This is a genomic window from Bradyrhizobium sp. th-b2 (assembly GCF_000426785.1).
GTDB classification, from domain to species: Bacteria; Pseudomonadota; Alphaproteobacteria; order Rhizobiales; family Xanthobacteraceae; genus Bradyrhizobium; species Bradyrhizobium septentrionale.
Window position 1 is genome coordinate 187,966 of sequence record NZ_AUGA01000001.1, and the last position, 23,323, is coordinate 211,288.

Consider the following 23,323-nt stretch of genomic DNA (forward strand, 5'->3'; position numbering starts at 1 on the left):
GCTAATTGTCAGCTAATTCTACGCCCGTAGCTTTGTTGCGCCACGACATGCTCGAGGAGCCCAAAGGCACGAACGGCAAAGCCTGATTTGAAGTCTGATCCAAAACGCGATCGACTTCAAATCCATCTTTGCTTATTCCCGAGCGATCACCCGCGACAAGACGGGACGTGGCGCATTGGAGGGCGCCGTTGAAGAAACCTGACTCTAAGTCCGCTTGGGACGACAAGGCCGATCGCGCCATCGAGATCGCACGCAGCCTCCCACCGGGGCCTGATCGGCATGATGCGATGAAGAAGGCCGGTCTAATGCGTCGGATGGCAGCGCTGTCGAGGAAATCGACAAGCAAGAAAGACCGATTCGTGGCAAGCGACCACGCAAGCTGAAATCGGCTCGATCTCGCGAAGTTGCGGAGTAACTAACGCTCGTCACGATCGACCAGCCTTGCTGGCTTTCGTCATGCCGGCCGTCGAGGGCCCCATTCCGCACCTTCGTCGCTGTGCTGCAACACGGCTGCATCGCATTGCGGAAGCAAAGTGGTGCCAAATTTGCGACAGACCTCGCGCGATCGACATCATGAATCGCGCGCCTCTGCATCAGCTAATTCAAGCCTCCTACGGTCTCTCCACTCGCAGATTCATGCGAGGACAAGTTGCGTCGGGGGGAGGCACAAGAACCATGCGATCGAAGATCGCCGGTCACGCGTGTCGTTCCGCTGCAGAGTTGATTTCAAAAAGGGGGAGGATCGAATGAAGAGCGTGATAGTGGCAATGGCTTGCGTCATCTGCTTCGGATCGACTGTGAACGCGGTCGCGGCCGAAGATAAGGATGCAACCACCCAGGAAATCGAAATGCTACGCCGTGAGATGCAGCAGATGAAGGCATCTCAGAAAGCGCTGCAGTCGAAACTCGACGCATTAGCGGCGGCGCCACGCCTGAGTGTCGCGGCGCGGGGGACAAATACAGAAGTTCCGAAAAAGGTCCCTCAGTCGCCTTGGCCCGCGGGTGTTCAGATCCCCGCTCCACCGAACACCACCTCGCCCGATATCGCAGAGGTTCCGCAGGTCGCAAGGATATCGCAAACCGGAATCGTTAGGGGACCGGCACCTGTGCTCGGCAATACGTTGAGCACGCGAGTGTGGGGAGTCGATGTCGGCTTGTACGGTTTCCTCGATTTGTCGTTCGATCGAGCCAACAATGGCGTAAAATCGATCAATCAAGTCTCCAGCAACGAATCGTTTCTGGGGGTCGCGGGAGGTATCGACCTCGGATCACCCTACTGGCGGGCAATCTACCAGATCGAGACCATGGCAGAGGTGTCGGCAACGCCTGGCGTCGCGAGTTCGATCGGATCGCGCAATTCGTTCGTCGGCATTGACACACCGATCGGCAGGTTCATGGCCGGGAAGGATGACACGCCCTACAAGCGATCGACCGCCCTAATGAACCCCTTCAAGGGCAGCGTCGGCGATTACAACTCGATCATGGGCAATTCAGCAGGCGAAGGCCGCACCGAATTTGACTATCGCATGCCGCATTCGGTCTTCTTCGACTCGCACGAATTCTATGGCTTCACCGTTAACGCGCTTTACTCGCCTGGCCAAAAGCTCGATGACCTCGCCGCTGCTGGCAACAACGCCTTTCCGGTCGGCGAACTCGTCTGCTCGGGCTCGCAGCAACCTAGCTTGAACGGCGCTACGCCAAACGCGCAAGGGACCCAGACGCTCTGCAATGACGGCGCGTTCAAGGATGCCTACAGCGTTGCGGTCAACTATTCCTATGGTCCGTTGTACCTCACCGCCGCCTACGAACTGCACAAGGATGTCAACAGAGAATCCGACAAAGGCGGTGTCATCGCCGACGAGGCAGCTGCCAAGGTCGGCGCGTCCTATCATCTGCCGTTCAACAACCAAGTCTCCGTCATCTATGAGGAACTCTACAGGTATGGCGTTGTGGCAGCCACCAATGAACGGCAGCGTTCGGGACTCTACGTCAGCGACGTCCAGGACATCGGTTTTGGGATCGATCTGATGGCGGGGTATGCGCACGCAGGCCAGACCCCCGGGAGCCCGAAATTTCCTGGCCTAGACGACCGCGCCAACATGTACTCGGTCGGAGCAAAATATCACTGGAACGAGCACACCAGTCTTTAATCTCGTAGCGGCCCACCTCACGCAGGGCCCAGGCGCCCATTACGGTCTGGGAGCTGGCGAGGGGCACGGCGCGCCGGACCTTTCGCCGCGAACTCAGACCGGCGGGCCGATGCCGGGGCAGACGCTGAGTGCGGTATCGACGGGAATCCAGGTTTCATTCTGACTGCGGTACGGATGCCCCCGTAACCTTTGGCTCGGCACCACGCCGGGCCAATTTTTTGTTGTCAGAGAACCTAAGCCGATCTTTAGAAAAAGCGTAGCGGTAAGCGCCCTGATGTTAGGCACCGCTTCCAGTGCTAAAATTCATTGGATATCATAGGCGCCGTGGGACTCGGCAAAGGTCTTGGGGCTGTCGTGAGCAAGAGAGACAGGATCGCGATATTGGGCTCTGCCCTGTTGCTACTCGTCATTGTGACGGTGGGTATATACGCCTTGTCGAGAGCATATCACTACAACGAACCCGCAATCCCACGGGCTGATCATTAGTCGACGATGTCGGCCGTGGTTCGCGACAAGGGTTGCGTCCTTGAAAGAACAGAATGACGTTGACGACATTGAAATGAAAGAGGCCGCCAACCGAGGCGGCCTCTGATCGTTTGACTGTTGCCGCGCGTGTCGCGACCAAGCGGCTTAGGCTAGAGCTTCGGTTCTGATTGAATCAGAACCGAAGCTCTGGCTTGTTGTATTGACGCGTTTTCTTCACGCGAACCGGTGTCCACTTCGCTCGAAAACGCTCTAGCGCGCCAGCGCTGCGATCAACTCGACCTCGATCGCTGCGTTGCGTGGAAGCTGCGCGACGCCGACGCTCGTCCTGGTGTGCAGTCCGCGCTCGGGACCGAACAGCTCCATGATGAGTTCCGATGCGCCGTCGGCGACTGCCGTCTGACCGCTGAAATCCGCGGCGCTGTGCACGAACACGGTGAGCTTCAAGATCTGCGTGATATTGTCGAGCGAGCCCAGATGCGCCTTGATCGCGGCCAGTCCGCGGATCAGCGCCAGCCGTGCACCTCGCTTGGCGTCTTCCAAGGTGACATCGCGGCCGACCTGGCCGACGACATGCACCTTGTCACCATCGCGCGGAAGCTGGCCGCTGACATAGATGGTGTCGCCGTGGACCACCACCGGTGCATAGGCGCCGCCGGCCGCCGCCGACATCGGCAGCTCGATGTTGAGTTCGTGCAGACGTTGTTCGAGCTTCACGGTTGCCTGCCAGCGAACTGGCCCTCTTCTCGGATCGCGGCGTGACCTCCGTCGGGCGCTCCTGATAGCCGAGTTCGGCGTGAAGCGGTACCGAGATCATGCTCTCGGAGCAATTGCGCCGGCGGCTCAGCTCCTGCCGGCCGCGCCCAGCGTCATCGCGATCAGATCACTTGCCATTGGGCAGTGTCAGCAGCCGCGGCAGATGGTCTTGAGCTTGGCGTTCAGCTTTGCATTTTCATCAGCAAGCATCTCGACGACGCTGCCACGCTTGGCCGACGGATCCGATAAGGCGGTCTTGCCCTTGTCCGGACTTCCACCCGTGATCGCGGCAGCCTTGTCATAGCAGGCCAGCCGGTCATTGGAATTGCTGATCGCCGAGCATCCGGACGTTTGAGCCGCAGCGCCGTGGCAAGCAATAACCTGGCAGGCAAGGATGAGAAACGCCGTGAGGGGAATAAACTTCATCTGAAAATCTCCGTCGGACATCATCTGCCAGCGATTGGGGCTGCACGTTGCGACACGCCTCGAGCCAGCCCGCAAGGCGTCAGTGACCTTCCTCATAGGGACGACCGACCAACGAACCGTTGCCTAACATACCCGGCCGAGATCGAGGAAGAATATTTGCCGCGATCTGACGCCGCGCTGCGCGCCAGGTTAACTGCGAAGCGGAACTCCGCTTATGAGGTGTTTCACCCGTGACACGACGTCCGGCGGGAATTATCGATAGGCCGCTAAAACGGCGGTTTGAAGGACAGCTGCGAAGGACATAGGTTGGGCACCACGCTTCGCCTGTCGGGCTACGCGTGGCGCGGCCGCGGCGCGATTTGCAGACGCCTCAACGTCGTCCAAGGCGCCTCAGATACGCGCAGAACATGTCGGCCATGGCGTCGGCGTAGGTCTCGATCTCCGCCTGCGTTCGCGGGCTTTCCGAAAAATCCTTGCCGACCGTGCTCAGCGTCGTCGCGATCAGATCGCCGGCCATCGCGCGCACCGCGTCGGACGCCTTCGGCAAGGCCGTGCGCATGAAAGTCTCGACGATGCGCTCGCCCGACGTCCGCGCCTCGCGCGCTTCCGGCGCATCGCGATAGAGCGGCGCGGCGTCACCAAGCGCGACGCGCACCGCGGCCTCCTCGCATTCCGAGCGGACGAAGGCGTGCACCAACGTGCGCAGCCGGTCGAGTGGCGGCCGTTTTGCGTCCTCGAGGATGTCGCGCAGCAGGGTCGTGGTCTGTCGCCACTCGTCGCTCTGCAGCCGGAACAGGATCGCCGCCTTGTTCGGAAAATACTGGTACAGCGAGCCGACGCTGACGCCGGCCCTCTCGGCCACCCGCGCCGTGGTGAAACGCTGCGCGCCCTCCTTGGTCAAAACCTGAACAGCGGCATCGAGAATCGCCGCGACGAGCTCGGACGAGCGGGCCTGTTGCGGCTGTTTTCGCGAGGAAATTGAAGAACTTCGGCGCTCGGTCATGGACTTCATCTGGAATGCGATTAGCGAATGCGAATAATTATTCGTATTTCTGACGGAGCGCAAGGACGCGCCGCTTTCAGACCGGAGACCGGATATGACCACCCTCATTTCACCTGAGCTCGCGGGCCTGCTCGATCGCCTGTTCGAGCAGGCTTCCGCCGCGCGGGAAGAAACCCAGCTCGCGGTGGCTGACCTCACCGACGAGGAGCAGACGCGCCTGTTGCGGAGCAAGACCGACTATCGCGCGCTCTACGGCCGCCTGAGCAACGTGCCGCTCGCGGTCTCGCGCGAGACCGGCACGCTGCTCTACATGCTGGCGCGCGGCAGCGGCGCGCGCAGCATCGTCGAGTTCGGCACCTCGTTCGGCATCTCGACGCTGCATCTTGCCGCCGCGCTGCGCGACAATGGCGGCGGCCGCCTGATCACCAGCGAGTTCGAATCGTCCAAGGTGGTGCGCGCCAGGGACAATCTCGTCGCCGGCGGCCTCTACGACCTAGTCGAGATCCGCGAGGGCGACGCGCTCCGGACGTTGCGCACCGATCTGCCCGATACGATCGACCTCGTGCTGCTCGACGGCGCCAAGGCGCTCTACCCCGAGATCCTCGATCTCGTGGAGCACCGCCTCAAGCCGGGCGCCTTCGTGGTCGCCGACAACGCCGACTTCAGCCTCGACTATCTGGCGCGCGTGCGCTCCCCGGCAAGCGGCTACCTGTCGGTGCCGTTCGGCGAGGACGTCGAGCTGTCGATGCGGCTTGGCTGAGGCGGAGGCGGGCGAAGCGCGCGGTCAGGCAATGCCCGTTGCGGAACTGGCCGACGCGCTCGACTTGAGTTCAAGGAGTGCTGGTTTGATTGCGGCCAGGGGCGCCATCAAACCGCGCTGCCTGCGCTAACAATTTGCGGCAATACCGCGAATGAGGGTCTTGCCGCCGCTGAAGGTAGTGGTTACCGCGGCGTTGCCGCGGCACTCGCTGCCATTTGGCCGCACAAAGCGATACTTCACGTTCACCACATCGTTGCTTGCAAGCTCGACGCTGAGCGTTTCCATCGGCGATGGCAGGTTCGAATAGAATTGCCGAATGCTGGTCGGATTGAACGGACCACCGCCCCGCTTTTCAGGAATAACAAACGTCTGCGCCAAATCGCCGTCGGCTCGCGACAGCGCAAGATAGAACGCTCTGACCGTGCCGACGGGATCGTAGGAGTTTATCGGCGACGGAGACGCAACGATTGGCCCGGGATCAGGCTGGACCCGAGCGACCGGAGGTACCGGCGAAGAGGTGACGTTTGGTGCTGGACCGGCCTCGCTGCGGCCTGATGGAGGTCCCGGCCTGGAGCCGGGATCAACGCCTGGCGCGAACTGGCGGATACTCTCGAACCCCTGCCTCATTTTCCCCGGCCGATCAGGCACCGGTTCGAACGCGCCCTCAGTGTTGATCGCGAGGCCTCCCAGCGCCTCGACCAGATCGGGGAGCCAGCCGCTCACCGTTTCAGGCGGGGTCAGATCCAGTGAGGCGAGGGCAACAAATCGTTTGTTTGAGTGGCCCGTGAAGGCAACGTATTTGGCGTCCGGATCGATCATTGCGCGCTCCACTTCATCGTCACTCATGGTATTTTCGAAGAGTGTGCGATCCATGAGGGGCAAGCCCGTTTCCAAATCCCAAAGGCTGTACCATTGAAGGTCCACGTTCGGCGGATCCCAAAGCGAACTTGCGATCAACGCGCGCCGGTTGTCGCGCGGGACAAACACGCGCTTCGTCGACTGAGGCGTGGTTCCCTGGCCGAACAAGCGCCGTTCCACGATCGGCAGACCAAGGCGCCGCGAAAAGTCGGTCGTCCATACTTCGGTGACAAAATCGCTTGTCGTAACCGCAAGGCTATCTCCGCCCTCGCCAAGACACACCAGGATGACTTCGTTGGAAAAGACCGGCGACACGGCGACTTGCACCCCATCCCTCACGACAGCGAGCTGTCGCGGTTCGGGCCGAGACAATTCACCTTTCGATGTGCGCAGCTTCCCGTCGGCCGGAGCGTCCATGGCGTAAAGAACGTCGTCATCCCATCGCTTGCATCCGGTGGATACCTGCTCGCTGACGACCGGGCCCGCCAAAGGCATTTTCACGACCGAGCTCAATGCAAAGAAGGGGGAGTTGCCGGGACCGAGAGTTACGACAATTCGATCGTTGCCTACTCGGTTGATCGACGTCGCAGCGCTCGCGAGATGCAGCACATTGCCAATCAGCTCCCCACCAGCGCCGCCGGCCAGACGGGTGACGCGCAGTATCCCGTCGGAACTCGACGTCATGAGCCATTCGTGTGCGGCGTCCAGCTCGGCGAAGACGATTGGCGCGGCATGTTCGCTCTTCGCAATCATGTCGATGCCAGACGGATCCACCCGGAATATGACGGCGTCTCCCTTCTCGGACACCGTGAACAGCAGCATGCTGGAATCGGCGCCGGCGTGAGCCGGCTCAGGCAGAAACTGCACCCGTGAGAACTGGACGTTTTGACTGTTCGGGAGTCGTCCGGTCGCTCTCACGTCGGAGCCAATTTGCTGATTGGTCTTCAGGTCGATGATTTGCAGGTAGGCACTCTCTCTCCACCCAGTGACTTCCAGAGCCAAGAGATTTCCGTCCAACGACAGGTAGCCTCTGAGTGAAGCGACGTAACTTATTCCGTTGTATGGCGGCTTGATCCAGGGTGTGACAGGTGTTCCGTCACTGCGCCAGATCCGATATTGGGCATCGGTCGCTTCGACGTTGTCGCCGATTGCGGTGAATATTCGTTTGCCGTCGCCGCTCACGGAGATGAACTTGACCTGTGCCGAGGTCCCGTTGACCGTAACGCTCTTGTACCTTTTCTTGATTGCGTCCGGGATTGCGTCCGATTGCACGGGACCGGCGGCAACGGCCGCCGTGCCGTCAGGCTGCGCCGGCAGCCAGAAGCGCCGCTGCTGAAGCAGCGTCCACAGTCTTGCAAGGGCGCGCTTGTCCTGTCCTTCCCTGACGGACCGCGACAGCAACGCCATCCCTTCCGACGTTGTGTCGTTGTTTTCCAACAGCGACGTTCCCTGGCGGAAGTCGGAGGTGGCGAGGGTCCGGACGGCATTCGACCGGCTGGCTTCCGCCAATTGCCGCTGGGTCACCGCAAAGGCCGCCAAACCCAACGCGAGCACACCGACGGCGAGCGACGCAGCGACCGTCAGGCGCAGCCGGCGCGTGGCAGCACGCCGGCTCTCGGCGACAAAGCTCTTGTGAAGAGCCGTCGGCTCGGGCGCCCCACGCGGCCTCGAGGCGATCCAATGTTCCACGCTCTGCAGTTCTTGCCCCCGCAGGGTCAGGCCGCCCGGCCGGTTTCGCTCGTCCCAGCGGCGAGCCAGTTCGCCGACCCGCGTGTGCTCCTTGAGCCAGACAAGGTCCGTCTGCAAAGCGTGCGCGAGCTCGTCGACCCGTGCATCGAAATCGTCTGCCTTGTCGAAGAACAGGTAGTTGATCCTGGCGATGGCTTCGGGAATGCGGTCGTCGGATACCCGTTCGAGAACAATCGGAGCCAGGCGCTTGTTGAGCGCGGCGACCTGCTCGACCTCCCACGCGCAAACCGGCGACAGAATCGAGTTTGGGCTGACGATGAAAACGACCGCGTCGGCTTCACGAATAAAGCCCAGCAACTCCCGCCGCCAATCTTCAAGCTTTGGCAGATCGCGGGTGTCGATCCGCGGTGTCAATCCGCGCGCTTCCAGCGCGGCGACGATCTTCTGCGCAAAATCGACATCCTTGCGCGAATATGAGATGAAGACGCCGAGCTGTTTTTGATCAATCGCCGGGGTCGCAACCATCGATCTTTACCGCCTTTGAAAATAGCAAATGCAGTGGCAATGAGCCCTATGCCTCCGCCGTGATCACAGCGCGCGAGCCTGGTGGCTCGCGGCGGTCATGTGCCGACCGTGCCGGCACCATGCTTCACAGAGCAGTCGTCACCATGCCGCCGAGATGGCGCGGCGGTCAGGCCGTCTTGATCTTGTCGATGATCGCAGACAATCGCGCGCGCCTTGCGGGGTCATCGACATGCGAAACGGTGTTTTCGAGATCACTCAGCATGGCGCTCACCTTCCATCTGGCCTGACCTTCGGCAATCACGGCATCAGCAAGTTCGTCAGCCTTGTCGGGCTCGCCGAGGTCGAAAGCCGCGGCAAGCAGCGTCGGGCGCAGCCATTCGTCCGCGATCTGCATCCGCCGGGCCCGCTCGCAAGAGGCGATCACCAGCCGAAGTGTCGACTGCGCGCGCTCCTCGTCACCTGCACTCCCACGCGTGCGATAGAGACGCGGCAGATTGCCGGAGCAATAATAGGCGTTGAGATCAAGCTCCATACCCCGTTCATAACAGCCGATCGCCTTCACGAGCGACTGATTGCGCTCTGCGGCGGAGGCCGCTGTGGCTCTGGCGAGGCGCTTGTAGCGGCCACCCATCAGGCCCAGACGTTCCGGTGTCGGTCCCGCCAGGTCAATCAGCGTTTCGATCTCGGCAATAGCCTCGATCTCGTTACCGACCTGGGCAGCGGCGAAAGCGCGGTTTTCCTGGACCTCAGGCTCGTTCGCGAAACGGTCGGGAAGATTCTTGATGTAATCCAGCACGACGTTCCAATCGGCAGTGGTGTCGACGCAGTCGCGCAGTAGCAACAGCAGGGCGAGCGCCTTCGCATAGGTCGCGGGTGGATTGCCCTCAGCTGCGATCAACGCCTGGGCGCGCTTCATACGCTCGGCCGCAGGCGCAGCGCGGACCGCGCGTATCTTGGTCTGGAACGCGGCTTGCTCCGCGAGTTGACCTCGCATCACGGTCGCCTTGCGTGGATCCACCTTGTCGGGATAGCCCGGGATCGACTGGTGCATCGGCGAAATCCCGTCGGAAAGCGCCCTGATCGGCTCCTTGATCGCGGCCTGCATGGCGGCGGCGGTTGCCGCCGTGATCTCTCCTTCGGGCAGCGGGTAGCGGACGGTCCGCAGCTGGACGACATCGAACAATTGCTTGGACCAGTCGGCCGCGAGCAGGACGCATCCCGTCTTCTGCGACGCGTGGCGAATGCCGACCTCGTAATAGACGTTGCCATTCGGGATCGTCATGTCGGCCAGCACGAGATCGGCGAAGTAGATTCGTTCTAGCATCTCGCTGACGATCAACGCGCTGGTGTCCTGATCGGCCCGCACCGGCTCATAGCCCAGCGCCTTGATGGCCGGAACATATGCACGATCCCAAAGCGCATTGAAATCGATCTCGGCCGGGCCAAGCTTGGGGTCAGCCTGGGTCGCCTTGCGGCCGTAAGGCATGATCATGAAACACGACGGCATCTTGCAAATCCTTCAGTCCCATAATTTTCGTGTATCCAGCCAGTAAATCCACGTCGTCCGGCGCCCCGCTTCCTCCATCAGGTGCTTCGCGCCGCCAGGACCATCACCGCCCTCGCCGTTCCACAGGCAGATGAAGGCGATCCTTTCGCCGCCATATCGCGCGGCCCGCTCCAGCATCCATTGATTGTCGCGCTCATAGGCGTTCTCGCCGGCCGGCATTGGCCCCAATTCGTCGGGCATGACGTGGAGCGTCGCGCGCGATTTGGCCGCGAAATAGCGCGCGCGCCAATTGCCGCTGGCGAAATCCACCGAACCGGCAAGGAAGGTCGGCTCGTCGAACGGAATATAGATCTCAAGCCGCATGCCCCGCGCCAGAGCCGCTTCCGCAAACAGCAGGTCACCGCCGCAAGCGCCGCCGCAGATGGCAAGATCGCCTTCGGCCGCACCGATCCGCAAAAGCGCATCGGCGATCGCAGCGGCGGCTGCCGGCTCCTTGTCCGGCGGAAAGCGGGGCGTTTTTCGATCTGGCGCATCGATCATGTGACCGCTGAAGAGAACCACCTTGTTCGGTGATCTGGCATCCGGCTCTGTGGTCATCGCGACACCTCGACTAAATGATTGGATCATCGTGTCTCGGTGGCGAACTTAGCTGAAGGCGAATTGCTTGTCGAAACTGGGATTTGCGTGTTGAGAAGCTGCTCCGCGCGGCATCATTTGATATCGAAGGCCGGCGGGAAGTGATCCGGCTTGACCTGCCTGATTGCTGCGAGTCGTCCGATGTCGGCGAGCTCGTCCATGTTGTTCGGGTTGTCCATCGCCGCGATCTTCACCAGCGCGTCCGGCGTCCGGTCGATGGCGACCGTCTTCCTCAACCAGTCGGTTTCCAGCAGTACGTTGTAGCGCGCATAGGTCGCGAGTTGCGGCCCGCTCTGGCTGTCGGCCACCATGTCTTCCACCGCGCGATCGATCATCCACGGCGTCAGGCAGTTCGTCAGCCATTGCAGCATGCCGTGATTATGCCGCCCGCAATCGTCCATGAGCGATTGCAGCGACCGCACGCCCTGCTCAGCCGCCGGCATGTGGACGATCTCATCCGTCGAGAACGTCGATTTGAACACGCCCGTACCGGCCGAGATCAGCAGGAGATTGTCCTTGCCGGTGTGCCAGCGAAAGCCATGGCCATGGAGTGCCGCGAGCATCAGGAGTTGCAGGGCCGGATCGTTGAACGGGCTGACGCCGCCGTCGACGAAGGCGCCGCTGACCGTGCTGCCGTCGCGCGCCGAGATCGTGATCTTCTGCGGTTCGAAATAGGTTGGCGCCGCGGTGCTGGCGCGAACCACCTCGGTCAGCCGCAACGCGCCGTCCTGCTTTGCGTAGGGCGCGTCCGGATGGTTATGCAGCGGCCAGGGACTGCCGGTATCGAGCCGCTTGGTCATGATCATCAACCCGGCGCGGATGTGATCGCCGCCGAGCGCCGTGTCGGCGCCGAGCTGAGCGTCGAGCGCGCGCTGCAAGGCGTCGGCCTTGAATTTCGGCGCCAGCAGCCCGCGCCGCCAGAACGAACCCTGAAAGATGTCGGTGCCGATCCCGCGATAAAGCTTCTTCAAGGCGTCGATCGTCATGCCGCAGGCCAGTCCGGCCGCGATGATCGATCCCGTCGAGGTGCCGCCGATCAGATCGAAATAGTCGCAAAGCAGGAGATCGTCCTTGCCGTACCGCCTGCGCAACATCGCTTCGACCGCGGCGAGATATTCGAGCGTCAGGATGCCGCGAATGCCGCCGCCATCGAGAGCCAGGATCCGCTTCGGTCCGGCGTCGCGATCGAGATGCTGCTGCTTGGTCTTCGGCATAATTGCCCCCGCGGAACCATGACGTCATGAAATGAAGCAACGCGCCCAACCGGCGCATCGGCTTGCTTACAATTTTAGTCATTCGATGCCGGAGCCGGACAATTTCGCGCGCCGGCTCTCCGCGGCAGTCAGCTTGCACGCGATACACCCTAAGGTATAGTGAGATATTTCACTGGCAGACGGTTTTTCTTTTTCTTGCCCGGCGATCGCGGATTTGAAAGACGGGATATCATTCCGTCCGCGGCGAGCCACGGAATTTGGCCGACGAAGATGCGGCCAGCCGTCGCATAACATTCATGCGGATAGGGTTTTGCCATGCCGGATGATTTTTCGGTCTTTCTCAGCCATCGCGCCGAAGACAGATATCTCGCGCGCCTGCTCAAGGCGCGGCTCGAATATCTCAGCAGCCTCGACCGCCAGCGTCCGGTGGAGTGCTATGTGTGCGAGGAAATCCCCGGGGGCTCGGAGTGGCGCCAATGGATGATCGACAACACGGCCAGGGCCGATTGCCTGATTTTCATCCACACCAATGCCGAGCACAATTGGACCTGGTGCGCGTCGGAGATTTCGCAGTTCGACGGCTACAAGCGCGCGCTGAAGCTGATGTCGAAAGTGCTGTGGTTCTCGGTCGATAGTTCGCCTTCGTTCCCGATGCTGGCGGAGAACGAGTTCTACGGCATCGGCGAAGACGATGTGCGGCGGTTTCTCGAGGATCTGTTCGTGAAACCGACCTTCGGTAACGTCCCGCTCCGGCCGCGACTGAATGCCAACCACGCCCGCGAATTCAACGATGCGGCGAAGGACATTCACGCGCAATTCATGCAGATCACCCGTCCGGAAGAGCTGTTTCGGCTCAGGCTGCGCATCGTGTTCAGCGACGAGCTGTCATTCCGGCAAAAGGCCGATTCGCTGGCGCCGCTCGCCCCTGCGGACCGCGCGCGCGGATTCCTGAAGGATGCCAGGCTGGAGGCGGATGCCGCCACTGTCACGCTGCTGTCCGGTCCCGATACGGCGGAGCTCGACTGGGAGGACCTGCTCCGCGCGCAAAACCGCTGCGACAGCGGTGCCTGGCTCGACGAACTGACCAACTATATCGCGAACTCGTTCGCCGACGTCGATATCGCAAGCCGCCGCAGCCGCGAACAGGTGCTGAGCCCGATATTCCGCGACCTGAAGCTTTTTCAGCCGGTCATTGCCCGGCTCGAATATCTCGACAACACGCCATTCTCGGTCGTCCTCATCTTCGTCCCGATGCCGCCCTTCAGCGAGGATCCCCGCCTGATGGTCGCGCAGAACATGCCAAAGGACATCGTCTTCCTGTCAATCCTGCTGCGGCTGGCAAGGCGCTTCCGCTGGTCATTTCTCGAACCCTTGTACAACGCGGTCGAGGGCATGGACGATGACGTCAACGCCAAACGATGGGACGATCTGCTCGAGCGCTACCACGAATGCCTGGAGAATCTGGATTCGATCCTGCGGCAGAGCAATATGCGCGAGTTGGAGACCGTCGGCGACATCAAATCGGCGATCAACATCTCCGACGATGCGCTGCTGAAGGAGATGTTCAAGGATTGGGGGACGTTTCAGACCAGGCTCGCGCAGGCCGTCGAGAAGAGATCGCCAGGCGACATCAGGCAGACGCTGGAGCCTTGGCTGAAGCGCAACAAGGACTTCATGAAACAGCTGCTTGTCGAAACCCAGGGCAGGGTCGAGAAGCTGCGGCCGATGTAACCCAGCCAAGCGAGAGCAAAGGTCCGGCTCGACCGGACCCGGCACTCAGATCATCGCCGCGACTCGTTCGAGCCCGATCAGGCGGGCCAGCGAACGGACCTCGTTCTTCTGGTCCTCGCGGAGCTGGAACAGCAGCGGCATCGCCGCCGATTTCAGCTGCTGAACTTCCTCGGAGTCGGGATCGATCGGCATAGTGCCCGCCGCAGGATCACCCTGACGCTTGGCGTGGATCTTGCGCGCGACGGCACGCAGCGCTGTCTCGACCGCCGGCCAGTATGATTCCTGCGACGACGACAGCTTGAGCCGGTCCTTGATGCCGGCGATCTGCGCGTCGCTGAGCAGCGCGTAGCTCTTCTGCGGCGCCGGCTTGGCGGCGGCCTTGGGCTTCGGCGGCGCGGGAGCCGTCGGCAATGCCCCGGGCTCGGCGGCCTTCGGCAGGCCGGCATCGACCGGGTCGGTGAGCTTCGGCAGGCCGATATCGGTGGGCTCGGCGGAGGCATAGGCCTGGCGCACGGTGTCGGTCGCGCCCGGGATCGCGGCCTGCGCCCGCAGCAGGAGCGGCGACGGATTGGCGGGAGGCACAGTCGGCTGGGGCGCCTCAAAGGCGGCAGTGGCAAGCGTCGTGACCGCGAGCTTGTCCTGCTTGCTGGCGCGGTTGGCGACCGGGCCGATGTCAGCCTGCGCCGCCGGCAGGCTGTCGCGGCCCAAAATGGCTGTGATCGCAGCGCCGGCAAGGAGGAAACATGTCAGCGCGGCGAGGGTGATGGCTCTGGTCAAAAATTACTCCATTCCCTGCCAGTATCACCGCAGGCTGACCGCCAAATGCGGCGTTACCGTGCCATGACGACGCCAAATAGGTGAAATTGTCCCGAAACGGCCCGAAAATTAGGCCGCGGCGGCGAGCTCATAGGCTTCCTGGATGTCGGCGACGATCTCGTGGGCGGTCCACAGCGCCCCCGGCTGGACCGAGTGCAGGCTGACCGTCCAGTTGGTGCGCCGGGTCCGCGGCGTGCTGACGATGTCGAATTCGACCTGACGGCACAGCGGATGCCGCTGCAGGGCGTAGAAGACCCGGGTCCGGAGCTCGTCGAGCGATGCCGGGGTCTTGTCCAGATCCTTGGCCAGATCCTTGGCGAAAAGCGCCTCAAAAGCCATGTCGCATTCCCACAACTGCCGGGCGGCCGGCCGTGGCGGCAGACCGTCCCATGGCGCCATTGTTGGGACTGGCATGGTTAATGCCGCGTTAAGCGGACAGGCGGGACTTGAGCGACAGCTGGGTCTGGTATCAGGCGAGCCGCACCCGCGCGCTCGCCGCCTCGTACTCCGCAACCGTCTGCGCCACGAGATCGTCGACGCCAAGCACCCCAGTCACCCCCGAAGTGGAATGACCGCCGCTCCAGATGTCGCGCCAGCGTTTCGGGCGGCTTTCGCGGGCGCCGATATCGATGTCCTTGCCAATGTCGATCGCGCCGCGCGCCGGCAGATCGTCGGGATCGAGACCGGCGGCCTCGATCGAGGGCCGCAGCATGTTGGTCTGCAGGCCCGTGAACGCCGTCGTCAGCAGGATGTCGTCGGCAGAGCTGTCGACCAGCATCTGCTTGTACCTCGCGTCAGCCATGCTCTCGCGTGTCGCGATGAACTTGGTGCCCATATAGGCGAGATCGCAGCCGAGCGCCTGCGCGGCGCGCAGGGCGTGGCCGTCGCCGATGCCGCCGGCGAGCACGATCGGGCCGTCGAAGAAACCGCGCACCGCACGCACGAACGCGAACGGATTGAGCCAGCCGGTCTGCCCGCCGGCGCCCGCGGTGAGCAGCACCAGCCCGTCGGCGCCGGCGGCGGCCGCGCGCTCGGCATGGCGGATCGAGGCGACATCGGCGAACACCAGCGCGCCGGCATCGTGCAACGGCGCGAGCACCGGTGCGGGCGAACCGACCGAGGTGATCACGAGCTCGACCTTGTGCCGCAGCAGCACGGCGAGATCCTGCTGGAGCCGCGCATTGGAGCGGTGCACGATCAGGTTCGGACAGATCGGTGCCGCCGCCTTGCCGCTCGCATCGGCATGCGCCCGCAGGCGGCGCTCGATGTCGCCGAGCCAGGCATCGAGCTGTTCCGTCTCACGGCAATTCACAGTCGGAAACGAGCCGATCACGCCGTTGCGGCAGGCCGCTACCACCAACTCGACGCCCGACACCAGAAACATCGGCGCCGCGATCAGCGGCAGCCGAAGGCGATCGCGAAAACGCGCAAGAAGATCAGCGGACAAGTTGTTTCTTCCCTGCAGCCTTGTGTTAGCGTTGCCCGCAACATTGGCACGAGAGAAGCCAAAGACAAAGGCGGGAGGAAGAACAAGATGAGCAATCCGCTCTATGCATTTCCGGCGGTGTGCGAGCAGACCTTGCGGGCGCTGGCACGCTATCCGTCGCGCACGGCCTTCGCCTGGCCGGGCGGCTCGCTCAGCTATCAGGGCGCGACCGACCTGATCGGACGGATGCAGAGCGTGTTCATGCGGTTCGGCTTTGCGCCGGGCACCCGCGTCGCCTTTCTCACCGCCAACCGCGCCGACACCTGGTGCGCCGGCGTCGCCGCGCAATTGTCGCGGCTCGCGATCACCTGGCTGCATCCGCTCGGCTCGCTCGACGACCAGCTGTTCCAGATCGAGGATTCCGAGGCCGAGATGCTGATCGTCGACGGCATCACGTTTCGCGATCGCGGCGGCGAGCTCGCGACCAAAGCGCCCGGGCTGAAGACCGTGTTCACGCTCGGCCCGGCAGATTACGGCGCCGACCTGCTGCAGGCGGTCGACGCCGCGGGCAGCGCGAGCCCGAAGAACTTCGCTGGTGCGGACGACATCTCGACCCTGAACTACACCGGCGGCACGACAGGCAAATCCAAGGGCGCGCTGCGCCGTCACCGCGAATATGGCGGCTTCGCCGCCGCCATCCTCGCCGACTTCGAGATTCCGGAAACGCCGCGCTATCTGACGGTGGCGCCGATCAGCCATGTCGCCGGCACGAAGGTGCTGCCGACGCTGATGCGCGGCGGCACCGTGCACATGCTCAAGGGCTTCGATCCGGAGGCCGTGTTCAAAACCATCGCGCGCGAGAAGATCAACTTCACGCTGTTCGTGCCGACCATGATCTATGTGATGCTGGATCATCCCGCGCTCGACAAGACCGACCTCTCCTCGCTCGAGCTCCTGCTCTACGGCGCGTCCGCGATGTCGCCGAGCCGGCTGGTCGAGGGCATCGAGCGGATCGGCCCGGTGTTCTCGCAGCTCTACGGCCAGACCGAATGCTATCCGGTCTCGGTGCTGCGCAAGGCGGATCATGATCCAAAGACGCCGGAGCTGTTCCTGTCCTGCGGCTTCCCGATCGCCGCCTGCCAGGTCAAGATCCTCGATCAGGACGACCAGGAGGTCGCGACTGGCGAGGCGGGCGAGATCTGCGTGCGCGCCACGCATGTGATGGCCGAATACTGGAAGCGGCCCGACATCACCGCCGAGACGCTGAAGAGCGGCTGGCTGCACACCGGCGACATCGCGCGCATGGATGAGCGCGGCTACATGTTCATCCTCGACCGCAAGAAGGACATGATCGTCTCCGGCGGCTTCAACATTTTTCCGCGCGAAGTCGAGGATGTGCTGTCGCAGCACGCTGATGTTGCGATGGTCGCGGTCGTCGGCGTGCCCGACGACAAATGGGGCGAGGCCGTCACCGCCGTCGTGGTGGCGCGCGAGGGTGCTGTGCCCGACGCCGACGAGCTGATCGGCCTGGTGAAGGCGAAGAAGGGCTCGGCCCATGCGCCGAAGCAGATCCAGTTCGTCAAGGAGCTGCCGATGACCGGCGTCGGCAAGGTCGACAAGAAGGTGCTGAAGGCCCGCTTCTGGACCGGCCGCGACCGCATGGTGGGGTGAGCACCGCGGCGCGCACGAAACCTATCACCGTCATCCTGAGGAGGCCGCACAGCGGCCGTCTCGAAGGATGCACGGCCCCGATATTTCGGCTCGCACCCCAGGCCATCGCGGCGACAGCCGGGCCCCGTCGCCCTTCGAGGCTCGCTCCGCTCGCACCTCAGGGTGACGGGGAGAGGCCGCCGGCGGCGGCACATTCCACGTTACTCCTTGCGCTGGTCGAGACGCGCAAGGAAGCCGCGAACCAGCGTCGCGATCTCGTCGGTCGCTTCGTCGAGCGCGAAATGTCCCGCATCCAGGATGTGTACCTCGGCTCCCGGCACATCGTCGGCATAGGCGGTTGCGCCGGCGACGGTAAACGACGGGTCGTATTTGCCCCAGACGACGAGGGTTCGCGGCTGCGCCTCGCGAAGCCATTTCTGCCATAGCGGGTAGGAGGCCAGGTTTGTCCGGTAATCCAGGAACAGCGTGGTCTGGATGTCGGCCTGGCCCGGGCGGGACAAAAACGCTGCTTCGTCGACCCACAGATCCGGATCGTAGCGTTCGGGATGCGGGCTCGTTCCGACATGACGCTGGCGCGTCGCTTCGAAGGACGTGAAGTTGGCCTTGAGCTTGTCGAGCTCGTGCGCCGGATCCGCCCAGAATTTCCTGCGCGCTTCCCACAGCGGGCCCAATCCCTGTTCGTGGGCGACCGCATTCTGGACAATGATCGCGCGGACTCGTTCGGGGTGCGCAAGCGCCAGGCGAAAGCCGACCGGCCCGCCATAGTCCTGCATGAACAGCACATAGTGCGCGAGCCCGAGCTTTGTCGTGAACTCGTTCGTCACGCGCGCGAGATTGTCGAAGGTGTATTCGAAGCTGGACGGCGCCGGCGCGCTGCTGTTGCCGAACCCCGGATAATCAGGGGCAATCACGTGATATTTGTCGGCGAGAAGAGGCAGTAACGGCTCCCACATCCGCGATGAGGATGGAAAGCCGTGGAGCAGCAGCACAACCGGTGCGTCGGCGGGCCCCGCCTCGCGGTAGAAGATGTTGACGCCCAGGATATCCACCGCGTGATACGAGATCGACCGTCGGCTCGATTGCAGGTCGGCCAGAGCGGCAGACATCGCTATTCGGGTGGGCATCTTCATAGGGCAGCTCCTGGTGCTCGGCGTTCTTCGACGTGATGTGACCAACACCGATCACGCGCGCATCCTTCCCGCCCAGTCGGTCGCGCGCAGATCACGTTTTCGACATTGTCAGCCACGCGACGTAGCCAGGCCGCCGCCCTTCGCGACGCCGCGCAAGCGCGGCTCCTCAGGGTGACGGAGAGAGCGTGGAAGGCGTGTCGCGACTGTCGGCGCTGGTGGCGGCGGTGTGCTGACCGGCGCCCTGCCCCAGCAACTGATCGAGCCGCTCGCGCAGTTGATCCTGGTGGTAGGGCTTGGCCAACCGCGGCAGGTCGACCTGGATGCCGTCGGGCAATTCGGCATAGCCGGTGGCGAGCAGGACGGGAAGCTGCGGCCGCAGCTTGCGCGCGGCCGCGGCGAGCTCGATGCCGGTCATGCCGGGCATCACGTGATCGGTCATCATCAGGTCGATCTCCTGGTCGCTCCTGATGATGTCGAGCGCGTGCGGTGCTGAATTGGCGCCGATCACGCGATGGCCGAGGTCCTCCAGCATCTCCATGGTGGACATCGCGATCAACGGATCGTCATCGACCAGCAGGATCACCGCCGAGCGCTTGACGGTCTGCGCCGCAGGCGCCGGGCTCTCGGCCTCAGGCGCTGCGGTTGCGACCGGCAGCACCAGCGCGGCCGTGGTGCCCTTGCCGACCGCGCTCGACAGCTGCAGCGCGCCGCCGAGCTGCACCGCGAGCCCATGCACCATCGACAGCCCGAGCCCGGTGCCCTTGCCCACCGGCTTCGACGAGAAGAACGGCTCGATCGCCCGCTTCAGCACATCCGGCGACATGCCGGTGCCGCCGTCGACCACCGACAGTTTCAGGTAATTGCCCGGCTGCAGCGACGGATCGTTCTTCGCCTGCAAGGCCGCGAGGCTGATCTCGATCGTGCCGCCATCCGGCATCGCATCGCGCGCATTGATCGCAAGGTTGAGCACCGCGAGTTCGAGCTGGTTGGTGTCGACACAGGCCGGCGGCAAGCCGGCGGGAATGTCGAGCCGCAGCATGACGCGCGGTCCGAGCGAGCGCTCCAGCAGATTGCTCATGTCGCGCACCAGCGCGCCGAGATCGACCGGCACCGCGCGCAGATCCTGCTGCCGCGCGAATGCCAACAGCCGCTGCGTCAGCGAGGCGCCGCGCTCGGCACCCTGCAGCGCGCCGTCGACCAGCCGTCGCAGGCGCGGATCCTCCGGCATCCGCTTGCGCAGCAAGTCGAGATTGCCCATCACCGCCATCAACAGATTGTTGAAGTCGTGCGCGACGCCGCCGGTGAGCTGGCCGATCGCCTCCATCTTCTGGGAATGGCGGAGCTGCTCCTGCGCCCGCTCGCGCGCGGCGACCTCCTTCATCAGGTCGGCGGTGCGCTGCTCGACCCGCTGCTCCAGCGTCGCGGTGAGTTCGGCCAGCGCGGTGCGCTCAGCCGCGAGCTGCGCCAGCAGCGCCTCCCGCTCGATCTCCGCGGTCTTGCGCGCGGTGATGTCGGAGCAGACCCCGACCAGCGAGCGGATTCTGCCGTCGGGCCGGCGCACCGCGCGGGCGCGGACGTCGAGCCAGTGCTGGGTGCCGTCGGGCCAGATGTTGCGGTATTCGATCCGGTAATCCGCGCCGGTGCGCAGCGTCTGCGCGACGATTTTGCTGCGGCGGGCACGGTCGTCGGGATGCACCGCATCCAGCAGCTCCGGATAGGTGAAGGGATCGGCAGGCTTGCGCCCGAAGAATCTCTTGCAGGTCGGCGACGCTTCGAGCTCGAAATCCGGCATATGAAGTTCGAGCGCGCCGAGATGGCCGGCATCGAGCGCGGTCTGCAACAGGCCTTCGCTCTCGGTCAGATCCTCCAGGATCTGGCGGGTCTGATACTGGCGGCGGCGGCCGCGCACCGCCGCGGCGACCAGGCTCACCAGCGTGGTCGGATGAAACGGACGCTCGACGAAGGTGACATTGCCGAGCGCGCGGCCGAGCCGCGCCGCCTCGGGATTGCGCTCGGGCCCGCCGCCCTCGCTCATCAGCACGATCGGGAAATCCGACCATGACGGCTGCTCGTTCAGCCAGCGCGTCAGGCCGGCGAGGTCGGCGCTCCGGATCGCCTCATCGGCAATGATGGCAAGCCCCGCCCCGCTTGCGACCTGGCGCTCGAGAGCGGCGAGGTCGCCGCAGATATTGGCGTAGTAGCCGGCTTCCTTGATCAGATGGGCCGTCTTGACGGCGTCCCGCTCGCTTGCGGCAAGGATGACCGCGCGTTCCGAGGACGGGCCGGGCCTCATCGCGACCGCCCCTCGGGCTGCCGAGCTTCATCACGAACCGGCGCCACGTCACACCGCCGCCGGGCGGCCATGGCCACGATACCGGCGGTGGGATCGATGCGCATCATGGGGCCCCTCACGGGAGCGAAACTCGCTGGCGCTGCCAACCGTTCCCGGGAAACCGGGTTATTTTTGCTGCAAGGGCAGCCGCTTGGCAGGGCTCCCACACCGCGGGCCGGTCAACGACCCCCCCGCGCTATTAAGGCGCGGCTGATCCTCTCCTTCCCCCTGAAAGGGGAAAGGTCGGGATGGGGATCGCTGCAGGCGATGCCGTATGCGGAGAGAGCTGATCCCCACCCGCTTTACTCTGACGAGCAAAGCGACCTCCCCTTTTCAAGGGGAGGTTGGAGAAACGTAGTCCTAGCTAGCGCCGCTCGATCACCAGGCTCTGGACTGCCCGGCCGAAATAGCCGCGCTGGTCGGCGAGCCGCGACATCGCAAGGCCGGCGCCGTCAGGCCCGATCCAGGATTCGCCGTCGAGCAGGATCCAATCGCCGACCGGCTCGCGCGCCAGGCTCACGGTGAGGTCGGCGTTGATGAAGGTCCATTGGTTGAAATCGAGCGCCGGCGAGGTGCCGTTGGAGAAATCCGAGGCGACCACCGCGCGCATCGCCTGCGAGACGGCGGCGCCCGCGATCAGCGGCTGGTCGACGCGAAACCAGATCGCGCCCGGCCCGATCTGGCCGAAACGGCCGCGCGCGGCGCGCATCGAGATACATCTGACGAACGGGCTGCTGATGTCGCCCGGCTCGGCCGAGCATTGATCGGGCCCCGGAAGATCGACCGGGAGATCGGCAATCTCGGGCGGCAGCTCGGCCGCCTGCTGCTTGATCTTCAGCACACTGGCCGAGACCACCAGAACGCCGTCAGCGAGCAGCCTGACGCCGCAGAGCTGGATCTTGCGGCCGTCGCGCAGGATCTCGCTCTCGACCGTCAGCGGCGCCACCGGCACCGGACGCATCAGGTCGATCGTGACGCGCGCGATCCGCATCGGCACCGGCGCGGGGATGGCTTCGGCCGCCCACACCACGAGCGCCGCCGGCGCGGAGCCGTGCTGCATCCGCGGGTCCCATGGACCCGCGGCGTCGGGACTGGTGACGACGCGGTCGCCGTCAACGCGAAAGATCGGCTCCATCAGAGCGCCGGATCGACCGCTTCGTCATATTCCTTCCTGAACCGGGCAATCAGCTCGGCCGCAGGCACCACCTTGGAGATGCTGCCGACGCCCTGGCCCGAGCCCCAGATCTCCTTCCAGGCCTTCGGCTTGGCGCGCTCGCCGGACGAATCGGTGCCGAAGCTCATCTTCGAGGGATCGGAGGTCGGCAGGTTTTCCGGATCCATGCCGGCCGCGACAATCGACGACTTCAAGTAGTTGCCGTGCACGCCGGTGAACAAGTTGGAATAGACGATGTCCTCGGCGGACGAATTGGTGATCATGTTCTTGTAGCCCTCGACCGCGTTCGCCTCCTGCGTCGCGATGAAGGCGGAGCCGATATAGGCGAAGTCGGCGCCGATGATGCGCGCGGCGCGGATGGCGCGGCCGTTGGCAATCGTGCCCGACAGCGCAATGGGTCCGTCGAACCACTGCCGCGTCTCCGACACGAACGGGAACGGCGAGATCGTGCCGGCATGGCCGCCGGCGCCGGCTGCGACCAGGATCAGGCCGTCGGCGCCCTTCTCGATCGCCTTGTGCGCGAACTTCTGGTTGATCACGTCGTGGAAGACGATACCGCCCCAGCCGTGGACGGCCTGGTTGAGCTCCTCGCGCGCGCCGAGCGAGGAGATGATCATCGGCACCTTGTGCTTCTCGCAAAGCGCCATGTCGTGATCGAGCCGGTTGTTCGACTTGTGCACGATCTGGTTCACCGCGAACGGCGCCGACGGCCGCTCCGGATGGCCCTTGTCATAGGCGGCGAGCTCTTCCTTGATCCGGTACAGCCATTCGTCGAGCAGTTCCGGCGGGCGCGCATTCAGCGACGGAAACGAGCCGACCACGCCGGCCTTGCACTGGGCGATGACGAGGTCGGGCACGGAGATGATGAACAGCGGCGCCCCGATCACGGGAAGAGACAGGCGGCCCTTGAACAGAGCAGGCATGGACATTGGGTGCGGATCCTCGGGTTGGTCGTTGGTCTCGAATGCTGACCGTCATACCAACAAGAATCTTTCCAGTGTCAAGTATTGCGTTACGGCGCTGCGAAATGGATGAC

General features: G+C 63.7%; 19 protein-coding genes and 1 tRNA gene. 6 read left to right on the forward strand and 14 right to left on the reverse strand.

Translation table 11 applies throughout. The features are described 5' to 3' along the window. Positions 1-188: 188 nt before the first annotated feature. Both K359_RS61000 and K359_RS0100910 read left to right on the forward strand, forming a co-directional pair. Positions 189-383 carry a hypothetical protein gene (locus K359_RS61000; protein ID WP_156928296.1) on the forward strand — a complete coding sequence of 65 codons (195 nt, stop codon included), beginning with the start codon at positions 189-191 and terminating at the stop codon, positions 381-383. A gap of 363 nt (positions 384-746) precedes the next feature. After that, positions 747-2,150, forward strand: coding sequence for a porin (locus K359_RS0100910; RefSeq protein WP_084518227.1), 1,404 nt, complete (start codon positions 747-749; stop codon positions 2,148-2,150). Positions 2,151-2,885: 735 nt separating this feature from the next. Here the strand turns inward: K359_RS0100910 and K359_RS0100915 are convergent. The 3 genes from K359_RS0100915 to K359_RS0100925 all read right to left on the reverse strand — a co-directional run bounded on the left by K359_RS0100915 (position 2,886) and on the right by K359_RS0100925 (position 4,818). After that, entirely contained in the window at positions 2,886-3,350 is a 465-nt protein-coding gene (locus K359_RS0100915) for a RidA family protein (protein ID WP_029077639.1), read from the reverse strand. Between the two features lie 186 nt (positions 3,351-3,536). After that, positions 3,537-3,815 carry a hypothetical protein gene (locus K359_RS0100920; protein ID WP_156928297.1) on the reverse strand — a complete coding sequence of 93 codons (279 nt, stop codon included), beginning with the start codon at positions 3,813-3,815 and terminating at the stop codon, positions 3,537-3,539. Between the two features lie 370 nt (positions 3,816-4,185). Further along, entirely contained in the window at positions 4,186-4,818 is a 633-nt protein-coding gene (locus K359_RS0100925; protein ID WP_029077641.1) for a TetR family transcriptional regulator, read from the reverse strand. A 94-nt stretch (positions 4,819-4,912) separates the two neighbouring features. Here K359_RS0100925 and K359_RS0100930 point away from each other — a divergent pair, with 94 nt between their 5' ends. Both K359_RS0100930 and K359_RS0100935 read left to right on the forward strand, forming a co-directional pair. Further along, positions 4,913-5,578, forward strand: a complete 666-nt coding sequence (locus tag K359_RS0100930; protein ID WP_029077642.1) for an O-methyltransferase — start codon at positions 4,913-4,915, stop codon at positions 5,576-5,578. Positions 5,579-5,611: 33 nt separating this feature from the next. Next, positions 5,612-5,685, forward strand: a tRNA-Ser gene (locus K359_RS0100935). A gap of 19 nt (positions 5,686-5,704) precedes the next feature. Here the strand turns inward: K359_RS0100935 and K359_RS0100940 are convergent. The 4 genes from K359_RS0100940 to K359_RS0100955 form a co-directional block, all read right to left on the reverse strand. Continuing rightward, a complete protein-coding gene (locus tag K359_RS0100940) occupies positions 5,705-8,650 on the reverse strand; it encodes a toll/interleukin-1 receptor domain-containing protein (RefSeq protein WP_029077643.1) in 2,946 nt (981 codons plus the stop codon). A gap of 166 nt (positions 8,651-8,816) precedes the next feature. Beyond that, positions 8,817-10,157 carry a TRAFs-binding domain-containing protein gene (locus K359_RS0100945; protein WP_156928298.1) on the reverse strand — a complete coding sequence of 447 codons (1,341 nt, stop codon included), beginning with the start codon at positions 10,155-10,157 and terminating at the stop codon, positions 8,817-8,819. 12 nt (positions 10,158-10,169) lie between these two features. Beyond that, on the reverse strand, positions 10,170-10,754 hold the full coding sequence (locus K359_RS0100950; protein ID WP_029077645.1) for a hypothetical protein: 585 nt from the start codon (positions 10,752-10,754) through the stop codon (positions 10,170-10,172). Positions 10,755-10,867: 113 nt separating this feature from the next. Continuing rightward, complete coding sequence (locus tag K359_RS0100955) at positions 10,868-12,007, reverse strand: patatin-like phospholipase family protein (RefSeq protein WP_029077646.1); 1,140 nt, start codon at positions 12,005-12,007, stop codon at positions 10,868-10,870. A 315-nt stretch (positions 12,008-12,322) separates the two neighbouring features. On the opposite strand from K359_RS0100955, the gene K359_RS0100960 reads away from it, so the two are divergent. After that, positions 12,323-13,738, forward strand: a complete 1,416-nt coding sequence (locus K359_RS0100960) for a toll/interleukin-1 receptor domain-containing protein (RefSeq protein ID WP_029077647.1) — start codon at positions 12,323-12,325, stop codon at positions 13,736-13,738. 45 nt (positions 13,739-13,783) lie between these two features. Here the strand turns inward: K359_RS0100960 and K359_RS0100965 are convergent, their stop codons facing one another. From K359_RS0100965 to K359_RS0100975, 3 genes are all read right to left on the reverse strand, one after another. Beyond that, positions 13,784-14,515 carry a hypothetical protein gene (locus K359_RS0100965; RefSeq protein ID WP_029077648.1) on the reverse strand — a complete coding sequence of 244 codons (732 nt, stop codon included), beginning with the start codon at positions 14,513-14,515 and terminating at the stop codon, positions 13,784-13,786. A 108-nt stretch (positions 14,516-14,623) separates the two neighbouring features. Continuing rightward, positions 14,624-14,893, reverse strand: coding sequence for a hypothetical protein (locus K359_RS0100970; RefSeq protein ID WP_051345929.1), 270 nt, complete (start codon positions 14,891-14,893; stop codon positions 14,624-14,626). A 130-nt stretch (positions 14,894-15,023) separates the two neighbouring features. Further along, positions 15,024-16,001, reverse strand: coding sequence for a nitronate monooxygenase family protein (locus K359_RS0100975; RefSeq protein ID WP_029077650.1), 978 nt, complete (start codon positions 15,999-16,001; stop codon positions 15,024-15,026). A gap of 87 nt (positions 16,002-16,088) precedes the next feature. On the opposite strand from K359_RS0100975, the gene K359_RS0100980 reads away from it, so the two are divergent. Further along, positions 16,089-17,651: an AMP-binding protein gene (locus K359_RS0100980; RefSeq protein WP_029077651.1), complete on the forward strand. Its 1,563-nt coding sequence runs from the start codon at positions 16,089-16,091 to the stop codon at positions 17,649-17,651. A 200-nt stretch (positions 17,652-17,851) separates the two neighbouring features. Here K359_RS0100980 and K359_RS0100985 read toward each other — a convergent pair whose 3' ends face one another. From K359_RS0100985 to K359_RS0101000, 4 genes are all read right to left on the reverse strand, one after another. Beyond that, the gene (locus tag K359_RS0100985; RefSeq protein ID WP_371261116.1) at positions 17,852-18,775 is read right to left on the reverse strand and encodes an alpha/beta fold hydrolase; all 924 of its coding nucleotides are present in this window, start codon (positions 18,773-18,775) and stop codon (positions 17,852-17,854) included. 172 nt (positions 18,776-18,947) lie between these two features. Then, complete coding sequence (locus K359_RS0100990; protein WP_029077653.1) at positions 18,948-21,074, reverse strand: hybrid sensor histidine kinase/response regulator; 2,127 nt, start codon at positions 21,072-21,074, stop codon at positions 18,948-18,950. A gap of 403 nt (positions 21,075-21,477) precedes the next feature. Beyond that, positions 21,478-22,248, reverse strand: a complete 771-nt coding sequence (locus K359_RS0100995; RefSeq protein WP_029077654.1) for a thioesterase family protein — start codon at positions 22,246-22,248, stop codon at positions 21,478-21,480. Next, a complete protein-coding gene (locus K359_RS0101000; RefSeq protein WP_029077655.1) occupies positions 22,248-23,216 on the reverse strand; it encodes a nitronate monooxygenase family protein in 969 nt (322 codons plus the stop codon). Before K359_RS0101000 ends, K359_RS0100995 begins: the two co-directional genes overlap by 1 nt. Positions 23,217-23,323: the final 107 nt, after the last annotated feature.

Excerpts from the sequence above, each read along its gene's own strand:
- K359_RS0100910 (WP_084518227.1), top strand. The coding sequence starts at position 747 with ATGAAGAGCGTGATAGTGGCAATGGCTTGCGTCATCTGCTTCGGATCG.
- K359_RS0100920 (WP_156928297.1), bottom strand. The coding sequence starts at position 3,815 with ATGAAGTTTATTCCCCTCACGGCGTTTCTCATCCTTGCCTGCCAGGTT.
- K359_RS0100925 (WP_029077641.1), bottom strand. The coding sequence starts at position 4,818 with ATGACCGAGCGCCGAAGTTCTTCAATTTCCTCGCGAAAACAGCCGCAA.
- K359_RS0100930 (WP_029077642.1), top strand. The coding sequence starts at position 4,913 with ATGACCACCCTCATTTCACCTGAGCTCGCGGGCCTGCTCGATCGCCTG.
- K359_RS0100940 (WP_029077643.1), bottom strand. The coding sequence starts at position 8,650 with ATGGTTGCGACCCCGGCGATTGATCAAAAACAGCTCGGCGTCTTCATC.
- K359_RS0100945 (WP_156928298.1), bottom strand. The coding sequence starts at position 10,157 with ATGCCGTCGTGTTTCATGATCATGCCTTACGGCCGCAAGGCGACCCAG.
- K359_RS0100950 (WP_029077645.1), bottom strand. The coding sequence starts at position 10,754 with ATGACCACAGAGCCGGATGCCAGATCACCGAACAAGGTGGTTCTCTTC.
- K359_RS0100955 (WP_029077646.1), bottom strand. The coding sequence starts at position 12,007 with ATGCCGAAGACCAAGCAGCAGCATCTCGATCGCGACGCCGGACCGAAG.
- K359_RS0100960 (WP_029077647.1), top strand. The coding sequence starts at position 12,323 with ATGCCGGATGATTTTTCGGTCTTTCTCAGCCATCGCGCCGAAGACAGA.
- K359_RS0100970 (WP_051345929.1), bottom strand. The coding sequence starts at position 14,893 with ATGGCTTTTGAGGCGCTTTTCGCCAAGGATCTGGCCAAGGATCTGGAC.
- K359_RS0100980 (WP_029077651.1), top strand. The coding sequence starts at position 16,089 with ATGAGCAATCCGCTCTATGCATTTCCGGCGGTGTGCGAGCAGACCTTG.
- K359_RS0100985 (WP_371261116.1), bottom strand. The coding sequence starts at position 18,775 with ATGCCCACCCGAATAGCGATGTCTGCCGCTCTGGCCGACCTGCAATCG.
- K359_RS0100990 (WP_029077653.1), bottom strand. The coding sequence starts at position 21,074 with ATGAGGCCCGGCCCGTCCTCGGAACGCGCGGTCATCCTTGCCGCAAGC.
- K359_RS0100995 (WP_029077654.1), bottom strand. The coding sequence starts at position 22,248 with ATGGAGCCGATCTTTCGCGTTGACGGCGACCGCGTCGTCACCAGTCCC.
- K359_RS0101000 (WP_029077655.1), bottom strand. The coding sequence starts at position 23,216 with ATGTCCATGCCTGCTCTGTTCAAGGGCCGCCTGTCTCTTCCCGTGATC.